Here is a 12,200-nt window from a genome sequence, read left to right as displayed (position 1 = left end):
AACACACTTTTCCAATCCGTTTTCGCGGAAAGTGAATCTCTCGGAATCATAGGTACTTGCCAGCGAATCAACTCTCTGATTCTCTGCCCTAAAGCGTTTCCTGATTTGAGTCGTTCGACGCGTTAAGTCGCGTTTTCCGTCTGGGGGGCAACCTGCCGGAATACTCGGACTCAATGCTTGGAAATGCGGTGCGCGAATATCGGTTGCAGACCCGGCGTGGAAGGGGATGACGGGAATGAAGAAGAAACATGTGGCTGTTCTCCTGGGTGGATTCTCCTCGGAGCGGCCCGTGTCTCTGTCCTCGGGGAAGGCATGTGCGGATGCGCTCGAGAATGAAGGCTATCAAGTCACCCGCGTCGATGTTTCGCGCGATGTCGGGGCTGTGCTTGCCGAGCTCAAGCCCGACGTCGCCTTCAACGCGCTGCACGGCCCGTTCGGCGAGGACGGCACCATCCAGGGAATTCTCGAATATCTCGGAATTCCCTACACCCATTCGGGCGTGCTCGCTTCGGCGCTGGCCATGAACAAGGAGCAGGCCAAGAAAATTGCCAAGGCGTCCGGCATTCCGGTCGCGGAATCCAAGGTGGTCAATCGCTTCGCCGTCAAGAACAAGCACCCGATGAAGCCTCCTTACGTGGTCAAGCCCGTCAATGAGGGGTCGAGCTTCGGCGTCGTCATCGTGCATGAGGGTCAGTCGCATCCGCCGCAGGTGATCGGTTCGACGGAGTGGCAATATGGCGAGACCGTCATGGTCGAGCGCTACATCCACGGGCGGGAATTGACCTGTGCGGTGATGGGCGATGTGGCGCTTGGCGTCTGCGAGATCATCCCGACCGGGCATTCCTTCTACGACTACGATTCAAAATACGTCCCCGGCGGATCAAAACACGAAATCCCTGCAAAAATTTCACCGAATATTTACCAAAAAATACAGACACTGGCCCTCAAGGCTCATCTTGCCATCGGTTGCCGGGGCGTCTCCCGGTCGGACTTCCGTTACGACGACCGTCACTCTGAAAACGGCGAGGTTGTCTGGCTCGAGGTCAACACTCAGCCGGGTATGACGCCGACGTCTCTGGTGCCTGAAATCGCCGCGCAAGCAGGGCACTCGTTCGGCGATTTGTTGAGTTGGATGGTGGAGGACGCTTCGTGTCTGCGTTGAGGTGGGGACAGAGTAATGGCGCCGGCGCGGCTGGTTTCGCGCTGTTCGGCATGTCGCTGTCATTCGACCGTTTCGTCCTGCCGCGTCAGCTTCGCCGGCCGATGCGCGTGCTGGCGCGCCTGTGCGGCGGCGAGTATGAGGCGCCGCGCTTCTCGGCGGCGATCCTTTCCGCCGCGCTGATTGCGTCGAGCAGCGCCTATGGCGCTTATCTCGGCGGCTATACCGACAGCATCGTGCAGGGCGTGACGGCGCGCACCGGTTTTGCCGTCGACCAGATCAAGGTGGTCGGCAACCGTCAGACTTCCGAGATCGATGTGCTTGACCGGCTCGGCCTCGACGGCTGGACCTCGCTGATCGGTTTCGATGCGGAGGCTGCGCGGGAACGTATTGCCACTTTGCCCTGGGTCGAGGGCGCGGCAGTGCGCAAGATCTACCCGCATACGCTGGAGGTGCGCATCCAGGAGCGCGAGCCCTTCGCTCTGTGGCAGCAGGGCACTTCGGTGTCGGTCATCGAGCGGTCGGGCGAGGTTATCGCGCCGTTCTCGGGCGGCAAGCAGGCTCTGCTGCCGCTGATCATCGGCGCGAGCGCGCCGGCCATGGCGCCGGCATTTCTCGACAAGATCAAGCGCTATCCCGAGCTCTCGGCACGGGTCAAAGGCTACATCCGGGTCGGCGAACGGCGCTGGGACCTGAGGCTTGAAAACGGCATCACGATCAAGCTGCCGGAAGACAACGAGGACCAGGCGATCGCGGAGCTCGTCAAGCTCGATCGTGACAACGGGTTGCTGACGCGCGACATCGCCGGCGTCGACATGCGCCTCTCCGACCGGCTGGTCGTGGAGCTCTCGCCGGAAGCGGCGACGCAGCGTGAAGCGGCGCTCAGCGACAAGCCGAAGAACCTGGCCAAGCGCAAGGCGGAGACAAAGATATGAGCTGGCTTGGCGGCGGCGGTGACGCTTCTTCGCGCCGGTCGGGCACGCTCACGGTGCTCGATGTCGGCTCCAGCAAGGTTTGCTGCGTGGTGGCGAAGCTCAAGCCGAACGAGGACGGCAAGCTCTTGCGCGGACGTTCGCACCGCATCCAGGTGATCGGCATCGGGCATCAGAAATCGCAGGGCGTGAAGTCGGGCGTGGTGGTCGACCTCGATCGCGCCGAACATGCCGTCCGGCTCGCCGTCGACGCGGCCGAGCGTATGGCCGGGCTCACGGTCGATTCCCTCTTCGTCAACATGACGGCGGGCCGGCTGAAGAGCGAAGCCTTCTCGGCGACCATCAATCTCGGCGGCCATCAGGTCGAGGAAACCGACATCAAGCGCGTGCTCGCCGCCGGCGCCAAGCAGGCGCTGAGGGCCGAGCGCGAGGTGATCCATTCGCTGCCCGTCGGTTTCTCGCTCGATGCCGAGCGCGGCATGCGCGACCCGCGCGGCATGGTGGGCGACGCGCTTGGCGTCGACATGCATGTGCTGACGGGCGACGCGGCGCCGATGCGCAATCTGGAGCTTTGCATCAACCGTTCGCACCTGTCGGTCGAACGTATGGTGGCGACACCCTATGCCAGCGGCCTTGCCTCGCTGGTCGATGACGAACTCGAAATGGGGGCTGCATGCATCGATATGGGCGGCGGCACGACGACGATCTCGGTCTTCTCGGAAGGCAAGTTCGTCCATGGCGATGCCATCGCCATCGGCGGCAACCACGTGACGCTCGACATGGCCAAGGGCCTGTCGACCTCGCTCGATGCCGCGGAGCGCTTGAAGGTGATGCATGGCTCGGCGCTGCCGGGCAGTGCCGACGACCGCGACCTCGTCTCGATCCAGCCGATCGGTGAGGAGGGCGATGTGCCGCTGCAAATCCCGCGCTCGGTGATGACGCGCATCATCCGCGCCCGCATCGACGAGACGCTGGAGCTCTTGCGCGACCGGCTGAACAAGTCCGGCTACGGCAATGCAGTCGGCAAGCGCGTCGTGCTCACCGGCGGCGCCAGCCAACTTTCGGGCCTGCCGGAAGCGGCGCGCCGCATTCTGGGGCGCAGTGTGCGCATCGGCCGGCCGCTCGGCGTGGCAGGCCTGCCGGAAGCGGCCAAAGGACCGGCGTTCTCGACCGCGGTCGGGCTAATGATCTATCCGCAGATGGCGAGCTTCGAGAGCCATTCGGCGAAAGGACTTTCCGGTTTCAGGATGACCGGAACGGGCGGAAAACTGCATCGCATGAGTCAGTGGTTGAGAGACAGTTTTTAATTTGACGGGGACAGCCCCATAGGCGGCCGCAGCGGCGAGGCGGCGGGAAAGGCAAAGGACGGAGACAATGACCATCAATCTGCAAAAGCCGGACATCACCGAGCTTAAGCCCCGCATCACCGTGTTCGGTGTGGGTGGCGGCGGCGGCAATGCCGTGAACAACATGATCACAGCCGGCCTGCGCGGCGTCGAGTTCGTGGTGGCCAACACCGACGCTCAGGCGCTGACCATGTCGAAGGCCGAGCGGCTCATCCAGCTCGGCGCGCACGTCACCGAAGGCCTCGGCGCCGGTTCGCAGCCTGAAGTCGGCCGCGCGGCGGCGGAAGAGTGCATCGACGAGATCATCGATCATCTCTCCAACACGCATATGTGCTTCGTCACCGCCGGCATGGGCGGCGGCACCGGCACCGGTGCGGCTCCGGTCGTTGCCCGCGCCGCGCGCGAGAAGGGCATCCTCACCGTCGGCGTCGTCACCAAGCCGTTCCATTTCGAGGGCCAGCGGCGCATGAAGACGGCCGACATGGGCATCGAGGAGCTGCAGAAATGCGTCGATACCCTGATCGTCATCCCCAACCAGAACCTGTTCCGGCTGGCCAACGACAAGACCACCTTCGCCGATGCCTTCGCCATGGCCGACCAGGTGCTCTACTCGGGCGTCGCCTGCATCACCGACCTGATGGTCAAGGAAGGCCTGATCAATCTCGACTTCGCCGACGTGCGCTCGGTGATGCGCGAGATGGGCAAGGCGATGATGGGCACCGGCGAGGCGTCGGGCGAGGGCCGCGCAATGGCCGCCGCCGAAGCCGCCATCGCCAACCCGCTGCTCGACGAAACCTCGATGAAGGGCGCCAAGGGCCTGCTGATCTCGATCACCGGCGGCCGCGACCTCACTTTGTTCGAGGTGGACGAAGCCGCGACCCGCATCCGCGAGGAGGTCGACCAAGACGCCAACATCATCCTGGGCGCTACCTTCGACGAGGAGCTGGAAGGCGTGATCCGCGTGTCGGTCGTCGCCACCGGCATCGACAAGTCGGCCGCCGAAATCGCCGCAGCGCCGATCTCGATCCGCGCGCCGCAGAAGCCGGCCGCCGCTCGCCCGGCGGCCCCCGCTGCGGAAATTCGCCCCGCACCGGTTCAGCAGCAAGCCTACGAACCGCGCGCGGTCGATCCGGTCGCCGAAGCGATCCAGCTTGCCGAGGCAAACGCAGCCGCCATGGCGCAGCCGCGCCCCATGCCGGTCGACGACTTCAGGCCGCATAGCAAGATCTTCCAGGCTCCGCCGGCCCAGCCGCAGCCGGCGCAGCCGCAGCCGCAGGTCATGCAGCAGCCCGCGCCGCAGCGCGAGATGCCGCAGCCGGTGGCCGCGGCGCCGCAGCGCATGCCGCGCGTGGAGGACTTTCCGCCGGTCGTAAGGGCCGAGGTCGAAGCCAAGACCCGGCCCGCCGACCATGAGAACAGCGGTCCGATGGGGCTCATCAAGCGGCTGACCAACGGCCTCACCCGCCGCGAGGAAGAGCCGGCCCGGCTCCAGCCGGCGCAGCCGCGCGAGCCGAAGCTGCGCCAGGCCGCGCCCGAGATGCGCCGTCTAGCCAGCCAGGATCCGCAGCTCTACGCGCCGCGCCGCGGCCAGCTCGACGACCAGGGCCGGCTGACACCGCAGAGCCGCACGGTCCAGGAAGACGACCAGCTGGAAATTCCGGCCTTCCTGCGCCGCCAGGCCAACTGATCGGTAACGATCTGCAACGGTTGTTAACAGGCAGACGAGAATCGTCTGCCTGTTGCCTTTTTAAAGTCTATTTAAAACAACGTGTTATGAGCTGTTTCTAACATTTTTTCGTGGTTACACGGGGTAAGAAACCGTGATTTGGAGTCTCCAGGGCGGGCCATTATCTTCGCCACGGACTAAAGTCGGTTTGCCGGGATTCGGGGAGTAGCCCGGCCTACCGATCATATCAGAGCCGCATGCCCTTGCTTATTTTGCCGCATTTGTGCGAGCGCCAGATAACTGGCTGCAAGATACCCAAGGCCGATGGCGCGGACGCAGGCAGTCGGGGCGTATGGGGTTACTCTTGCACGATTATCAGACGACAGTGAAATCGCGCGCGACGCTGACCGGCATCGGCGTCCATAGCGGCAAACCCGTCACCGTTCAGTTCCTGCCCGCCGACGCGGATGCTGGTATCGTCTTCCATCTTTCGAATGGCGGCGAAAGCCGCGAGTTCCGCGCTCTGGTCGCGGAAGTCGGCGCTACGGATCTTTGCACCATGCTCGGCGATCCGGCGGGTCAGCATATCGGCACCGTCGAGCACCTGATGGCGACGGTGTTCGGGCTCGGCATCGACAATCTCATCATCGAGATCGACGGCCCGGAAGTGCCCATTCTCGACGGCAGCGCCATGGCCTTCGTCGAAGCCATCGACCAGGCGGGCATCGAGACGCTGGCGGTGAAGCGGCGCTACATCCGTGTGGTCAAGCCGGTGCGCGTGGAAGCCGGTGCATCCTGGGCCGAGTTCCGTCCCTACGACGGCACGCGTTTCGAGGTCGAAATCGATTTTGAAAGCCCGGCGATCGGCCGGCAGCAATTCGCCTCCGACATCAATCCCGACATCTTCCGCCGCGACATTGCGCGCTCGCGCACCTTCGGCTTCATGAAGGATGTCGAGCGGCTTTGGGCCGCCGGTTATGCGCTCGGCTCGTCGCTGGAAAATTCACTGGTCATCGGCGACGACAACCGCGTCATCAATGTCGGCGGGCTGCGCTACCCCAATGAATTCGCCCGCCACAAGACGCTCGATGCTATGGGCGACCTGGCGCTGGCCGGGGCGCGATTCATCGGCTGCTTCCGTTCCTACCGCGGCGGGCACCGAATGAATGCTTCGGCGCTGCGGCGGCTTCTTTCCGACCGGACGGCCTTCGAGATCGTCGAGACGAGGCGCCGCGAGCGCGGCCGCGTGGCCGAGATGATCGCTGTCAGCGGGCCGGTCTATGCGCCTTGGGTGATCTGATTTTTTAACCGTTTTCTGGCTTTGTAGCCAGGCTTGTGTTGCACGGCTGCATCACAGGGCGGCCAAATCGCGAAGCTTGGGCCGTAGCGTCGGCCTGCCACAAAAATGTGCGATTGCCCGGCCATAGCGTTGCCGGGCAAGGGGATAATGGTCTATGGCTTCGGCCCGGATCTCAACGACGCCGAAGGGGCGGAATCCAAACATGTTGTTTTCGCGAGTTGGTCAATCGATGGCGCCGCGTCGGGGTGTTTTGCTGGCTCTGTCGGTGGTTGCTCCCGCGCTCGTGCTGTCGGCCTGCATGTCCTCCGAGAAGGATGTCAATCTGGCGACCTATGTCGACCAAACCGAACCGGCCGACGTTCTCTACAACCAGGGCCTGGCCAACATGAATGCCGGCCGCCTCGAGGAAGCGAGCAAGAAGTTCGACGCGGTCGACCGCCAGCACCCCTATTCGGAATTCGCGCGCAAATCGATGGTGATGGGTGCTTTCGCCGACTATCGCGCCGGCAATTATGACGAAGCGATCGGCACGGCGAAGCGCTATCTGACGCTCTATCCGTCGACCGACGAGGCCGCCTACGCGCAATACATCATCGGCCTGAGCTACTATCGACAGATCAAGGACGTTACACAGGATCAGAAGGAAGCGCGCCAGACCATCCAGACCATGCAGGATCTGGTGACGCGCTGGCCGGACTCCGAATATGTCACCGACGCCAAGGACAAGATCCGCTTCGCCAACGACCAGCTCGCCGGCAAGGAAATGCAGGTCGGCCGCTATTATCTCGAGCGTCGCGATTATATCGCCGCGGTGAAGCGCTTCCGTACCGTGGTCGAGAGCTATTCCAACACCCGCCATGTCGAGGAGGCGCTCGCGCGTCTGACCGAGTCCTATTATGCCATGGGCCTGACCTCGGAAGCGCAGACGGCCGCGGCAGTGCTCGGCAACAACTATCCCGACAGCCAGTGGTACAAGGATTCCTACAAGCTCCTGCAGAGCAATGGGCTTGAGCCGCGCGAGAATGCCGGGTCGTGGATATCCAAGGCCGGGAAACTGATCACCGGCGCCTGAAGCTTGCGATGCTGTCCAGACTGTCGATCCGCGATATCGTCCTGATCGAGAAGCTGGACATCGACTTCCTGCCCGGGCTGTCGGTGCTCACCGGCGAGACCGGCGCCGGCAAATCCATCCTGCTCGACGCATTGTCGCTGGCGCTCGGCGCGCGTGGCGATGCGTCGCTCGTCCGCCACGGCGCCGCGCAAGGCCAGGTCATCGCCGTGTTCGACGTGCCGCGCAACCATCCGGCACGCGCGCTGCTGGCCGAAAACGACATCGAGGACGACGGCGACATCATCCTGCGCCGGGTGCAGACAGCCGACGGCCGCACGCGTGTCTTCGTCAACGACCAGCCCTCGAGTGTCACCCTGATGCGCGACGTCGGCCGGGCGCTCGTCGAGATCCATGGCCAGCATGACGAGCGGGCGCTGGTCGATCCCGGCGCGCATCGTGAATTGCTTGACAGTTTCGGCGGCCATCTGGGCGCCATGCGCGGCACGGGCGAAGCCTGGCGCTATTGGCGAAACTGCGAGCAGGAGCTTTCCCGGCATCGCGCCAAGGTCGAGGCGGCGGCGCGGGAGGCAGATTATTTGCGCGCTTCAGTCGCCGAGCTCGCAAGACTCGATCCGCAGCCGGGCGAGGAGACCGAGCTTGCCCAACTGCGCGCGCAAATGATGCGCGTCGAAAAGATTGCCGGCGAAATCCATGATGCGCAGGACACGCTGTCAGGCCCGTCCTCGCCCCTGCCGCAACTTGCCAGCCTGTTGCGACGGCTGCAGCGCAAATCGGCTGAAGCGCCGGGCCTGCTCGACGACGTGGTCAAATCGCTCGACGAGGCGATGATCTCGCTGGACGCCGCGCAGTCCGGCGTCGAGGCGGCGCTTCGCGCCACCGAATATGACCCACAGCGGCTGGAGAAGGCGGAGGAGCGGCTGTTCGCCCTGCGCGCCGCCTCGCGCAAGCACAATGTCTCGGTCGACGATCTGGCGCAGCTGCGCGACACGATGGTGGCCGATCTTGCCGACCTCGATGCCGGCGAGGGGCGACTGCATGCGCTGGAAAAACAGGCCGCCGCCGGGCGCGAGGCCTATGACATTTCCGCGGCGCAGCTTTCTTCGCTGCGCCATGCGGCGGCTGCCGGCCTGACCAAAGCGGTGATGGCGGAACTGCCGGCGCTGAAGCTCGAACGGGCAGAGTTCATCGTCGAGATCGGCAGCGATGCCGAAAGCCGCATGGAAGAAGGCATCGACCAGGTCGAATTCTGGGTGCGGACCAATCCGGGAACCAGGCCGGGGCCGATGATGAAGGTGGCTTCCGGCGGCGAGCTGTCGCGCTTCCTCCTGGCGCTGAAGGTAGCGCTGGCGGATCGCGGCTCGGCGCCGACGCTTGTGTTCGATGAAATCGACACCGGCGTCGGTGGCGCGGTGGCCGACGCCATCGGCCAGCGGCTGGCGCGGCTGTCGAAGCGGGTGCAGGTGCTTTCCGTCACCCACGCGCCGCAGGTCGCGGCGCGCGCGGCAACACATTTCCTGATCTCCAAATCCGGCGGCAAGGACCGTGTCGCCACCGGCATTGCCGAAATGGACCGCGCAGCGCGCCAGGAAGAAATCGCGCGCATGCTGGCCGGCGCCACCATCACCGACGAGGCGCGCGCCGCGGCGGACCGGTTGCTGCGCGAGAACACGGCCGCGGCTTAGGCATTCCCTTGTTCTCGTGGGCAGAGTCAGCAGATGGCTGTATCCTGCTGTCGAGCAATGATTTTTCCACAGGCTATCTCCCTCCCGACAAATCGTGATTTATAGTGGCGCGCCATAGTTCGAGGACCGCGCTGCATGTCGGAAAAATCCATCGATTCGTTGAGCGAGAGTGAGGCAGCGGATGAGCTGAAACGGCTCGCCGCCGAGATCGCCGAGCACGACCGGCGCTACCATGCGGAAGACGCGCCGACGATCACCGATGCCGAGTACGATGCGTTGCGCCGGCGCAACCTCGCTATCGAAGAGCGGTTCCCAGATCTGGTGCGAGACGATTCGCCGACGCGCCGGGTCGGCGCGCCGCCTGCGGAAGGCTTTGCCAAGGTGCGCCATGCGGTGCCGATGCTCAGCCTCGCCAAGGCCTATACCGACCAGGACGTCGCCGATTTCATCGAGCGTGGCCGGCGCTTCTTCGACCGCGACAAGGACCTCGACATCGCCTTCACCGCCGAGCCGAAGATCGATGGGCTGTCGGCCTCGCTGCGCTATGAGAACGGCGTGTTCTTGCAAGGCGCGACGCGCGGCGACGGTGCCGTCGGCGAGGACATCACCGCCAATCTGAAGACGATTGCCGATATCCCGAAGAAGCTGCAGGGCTCCGGCTGGCCGGATGTCATCGAAGTCCGCGGCGAGGTCTACATGACCTATGCCGAATTCGAGGCATTGAAGCAGCGTTCGGCGGCCGTCGGCGGCCAGGACTACGTCAATCCACGCAACACCGCGGCCGGGTCGCTGCGCCAGAAGGATCCGTCAGTCACCGCCAGCCGCAACCTGAAATTCTTTGCCTATGCCTGGGGTTACACCACCGCCGACCCCGCTCCGACCCAATATGATTCGGTGCAGAAATTCGCCGAGTGGGGGTTCAAGGTCAGCCCGCTGATGGTGCGGGCGAAGTCCATAGACGAGCTCATTGCCCACTATCATAGGATCGAGGAGCAGCGTTCCTCGCTCGGCTATGACATCGACGGCGTCGTCTACAAGGTCGACCAGCTCGAGCTGCAGCGCCGCTGGGGTTTCGTCACCGGCGAGCCGCGCTGGGCGGTCGCCCATAAATTCCCGGCCGAGCAGGCGATGACGACGGTCGAGAGGATCGACATCCAGGTCGGCCGCACCGGCACGCTGGCGCCGGTGGCGCGGCTGGCGCCGGTCACGGTCGGCGGCGTGGTGGTCGAGAACGTGACGCTGCACAACGAAGACTACATCAAGGGTTTTGACAGCAACGGCCAGCCGATCCGCGACGGCATCGACGTGCGCATCGGCGACACCGTCGTGATCCAGCGGGCAGGGGACGTCATCCCGCAGATCGTCAGCGTCGTCGTCGACAAGCGGCCGGCGAGCGCGGTGCCGTACGAATTCCCGCACACCTGTCCGGTCTGCGGCTCGCCCGCGACGCGCGAGATCAACGAGAAGACCGGCAAGGAGGATTCGCGCCGCCGTTGCACCGGCGAGCTGATCTGCGCCGCGCAGGCCGTGGAGAGGCTGCGCCACTTCGTGTCGCGCGGCGCGCTCGATATCGAGGGGTTGGGCGCGGAAAACATCGACCTCTTCTTCAATTCCGGGCTGGTCAGGACCGCCGCCGACATCTTCACGCTCAAAGATCGCCGCCCAGCCGTCACCAAGGCGCTGGCCGAACGGCGCGAGGAGCAGGCGAGATTGCGCGAGGAGGCATCGGGCAAGACCCGCAAGAATGTCCGCAGCGTCGAGGAGCGCAACTACGAAGGCCTCGACAAGCTGTTCGCGGCCATCGACGCGCGCCGCGAACCGGAGCTCGACCGCTTCATCTTCGCGCTCGGCATCCGCCATATCGGCGAGACGACGGCCGCGGTGCTTGCCCGCCAGTTCTCGACCATCGAGGAACTGATCCGCATCGGCAAGGAGACGGCCAAGGCCGAAGATCCGCACACAGTGTTCCCGTCGATCAACGGCATCGGCGACACGGTGATCAACGCGTTGCGCGACTTCTTCGGCAACGAACGCAATGACGACGTGCTGGACGCCTTGCTCGCCCAAGTTCATCCGAAGCCCTATGTCATGGAAATTTCAGCCGGTAGCGAAGTCTCCGGCAAGACGGTGGTGTTCACCGGCTCGCTGGAAAAGATGACGCGCTCCGAGGCCAAGGCGATGGCGGAGCGGCTCGGCGCCAAGGTCGCGGGCTCGGTTTCGGCCAAGACCGACCTGGTGGTGGCGGGTCCTGGCGCCGGCTCCAAGCTCAAGACCGCAAGTGATCTCGGCATCGAGGTGATCGACGAGGACACCTGGCTGCAGCGCATCGGCAGGGGTGGCTGATGGCGGGCTCATTCAAGGGTTTTGGGCAGAAGGCCATTCCCTTCCTCAAGGCGCTCGACTTCCACCAGAGCCGCGAGTGGTTCCAGGAAAACCGCGAGCTCTTCGACAGCGAGCTGCACGAGCCGTTCTGCGATCTGGTCGAGACGCTTACCGAGCGCTTCGACGGGGCCAAGCTCGGCTTGCGCGGCGACCGCAAGAAATCGCTGTTCCGGATCAACCGCGACGTGCGCTTCTCAAAGGACAAGCGGCCCTACAACCGGCATCTGTCGGCTATCCTGTCGCCGGACGGCACCAAGATGTCGCAAGGCGTCTTCTATGTGCATATCGGGCTCGAACGCTGCTTTTCCGGCGTTGCCTGGTGGCAGCCGGCGCCGGAACTGCTGCAGGCGATGCGCAAGGCGATCGTGACCAAGCCCGCCGCGTTCCGCGGCATGGTCTCCTTGCTCAAGAAGGCTGGCCTGGAGCTCGATGCGGAAGACCGCCTGAAGCGCGCGCCGCGCGGCTTTGAGGACGTTAGCGACGACGATCTTGCCCAGGCCGTGCGCAACAGGCATTTTGTCGTCCGGCACGAGATCGATCCGGCGACGATCCATTCGCCGGCGCTGGTCGACGACCTCGTCGATTTCACGCTTAGCGCCAAGCCGCTGCTCGACTGGGGCAGGGCGATTCAAGGCACGGTGGTCGCTGCCTGACGCTCCGG

Annotated in this window: 9 protein-coding genes; all 9 read left to right on the top strand. The window is 64.4% G+C overall.

Translation table 11 applies throughout. The annotated features are described in order from the left end of the window. Positions 1–235 precede the first annotated feature (235 nt). The 9 genes from F3H96_RS07635 (at position 236) to F3H96_RS07595 (ending at position 12,192) form a co-directional block, all read left to right on the top strand. Entirely contained in the window at positions 236–1,162 is a 927-nt protein-coding gene (locus F3H96_RS07635) for a D-alanine--D-alanine ligase (RefSeq protein WP_149791335.1), read from the top strand. Next, a complete protein-coding gene (locus F3H96_RS07630) occupies positions 1,150–2,094 on the top strand; it encodes a cell division protein FtsQ/DivIB (protein WP_149791334.1) in 945 nt (314 codons plus the stop codon). The genes F3H96_RS07635 and F3H96_RS07630 overlap by 13 nt, the downstream gene beginning before the upstream one ends. Continuing rightward, positions 2,091–3,398 (top strand): cell division protein FtsA, encoded by a 1,308-nt coding sequence (gene ftsA, locus F3H96_RS07625; protein WP_149791333.1) that lies wholly within the window; start codon positions 2,091–2,093, stop codon positions 3,396–3,398. Before F3H96_RS07630 ends, ftsA begins: the two co-directional genes overlap by 4 nt. A gap of 67 nt (positions 3,399–3,465) precedes the next feature. Beyond that, positions 3,466–5,124, top strand: coding sequence for a cell division protein FtsZ (gene ftsZ, locus F3H96_RS07620; protein WP_149791332.1), 1,659 nt, complete (start codon positions 3,466–3,468; stop codon positions 5,122–5,124). A 331-nt stretch (positions 5,125–5,455) separates the two neighbouring features. Next, positions 5,456–6,403, top strand: coding sequence for a UDP-3-O-acyl-N-acetylglucosamine deacetylase (lpxC, locus tag F3H96_RS07615; RefSeq protein WP_149791331.1), 948 nt, complete (start codon positions 5,456–5,458; stop codon positions 6,401–6,403). A gap of 202 nt (positions 6,404–6,605) precedes the next feature. Beyond that, positions 6,606–7,475 carry an outer membrane protein assembly factor BamD gene (locus F3H96_RS07610; protein WP_149791330.1) on the top strand — a complete coding sequence of 290 codons (870 nt, stop codon included), beginning with the start codon at positions 6,606–6,608 and terminating at the stop codon, positions 7,473–7,475. Between the two features lie 8 nt (positions 7,476–7,483). After that, entirely contained in the window at positions 7,484–9,157 is a 1,674-nt protein-coding gene (gene recN / locus F3H96_RS07605; RefSeq protein WP_149791329.1) for a DNA repair protein RecN, read from the top strand. A 135-nt stretch (positions 9,158–9,292) separates the two neighbouring features. After that, the gene (gene ligA, locus F3H96_RS07600) at positions 9,293–11,500 is read left to right on the top strand and encodes an NAD-dependent DNA ligase LigA (protein ID WP_149791328.1); all 2,208 of its coding nucleotides are present in this window, start codon (positions 9,293–9,295) and stop codon (positions 11,498–11,500) included. Continuing rightward, positions 11,500–12,192 carry a TIGR02453 family protein gene (locus F3H96_RS07595; protein ID WP_149791327.1) on the top strand — a complete coding sequence of 231 codons (693 nt, stop codon included), beginning with the start codon at positions 11,500–11,502 and terminating at the stop codon, positions 12,190–12,192. The genes ligA and F3H96_RS07595 overlap by 1 nt, the downstream gene beginning before the upstream one ends. Positions 12,193–12,200: the final 8 nt, after the last annotated feature.

The sequence above is a fragment of the Mesorhizobium sp. NFR06 genome (assembly GCF_900115245.1).
Classification (GTDB): Bacteria; Pseudomonadota; Alphaproteobacteria; order Rhizobiales; family Rhizobiaceae; genus Mesorhizobium.
This window is presented reverse-complemented; position numbering and strand designations above follow the sequence as displayed.

What these genes read in the sequence shown, in the direction of transcription:
- recN (WP_149791329.1), top strand. Translation starts at nt 7,484, where the DNA reads ATGCTGTCCAGACTGTCGATCCGCGATATCGTCCTGATCGAGAAGCTG.
- lpxC (WP_149791331.1), top strand. Translation starts at nt 5,456, where the DNA reads ATGGGGTTACTCTTGCACGATTATCAGACGACAGTGAAATCGCGCGCG.
- ftsZ (WP_149791332.1), top strand. Translation starts at nt 3,466, where the DNA reads ATGACCATCAATCTGCAAAAGCCGGACATCACCGAGCTTAAGCCCCGC.
- F3H96_RS07595 (WP_149791327.1), top strand. Translation starts at nt 11,500, where the DNA reads ATGGCGGGCTCATTCAAGGGTTTTGGGCAGAAGGCCATTCCCTTCCTC.
- ftsA (WP_149791333.1), top strand. Translation starts at nt 2,091, where the DNA reads ATGAGCTGGCTTGGCGGCGGCGGTGACGCTTCTTCGCGCCGGTCGGGC.
- F3H96_RS07635 (WP_149791335.1), top strand. Translation starts at nt 236, where the DNA reads ATGAAGAAGAAACATGTGGCTGTTCTCCTGGGTGGATTCTCCTCGGAG.
- F3H96_RS07610 (WP_149791330.1), top strand. Translation starts at nt 6,606, where the DNA reads ATGTTGTTTTCGCGAGTTGGTCAATCGATGGCGCCGCGTCGGGGTGTT.
- ligA (WP_149791328.1), top strand. Translation starts at nt 9,293, where the DNA reads ATGTCGGAAAAATCCATCGATTCGTTGAGCGAGAGTGAGGCAGCGGAT.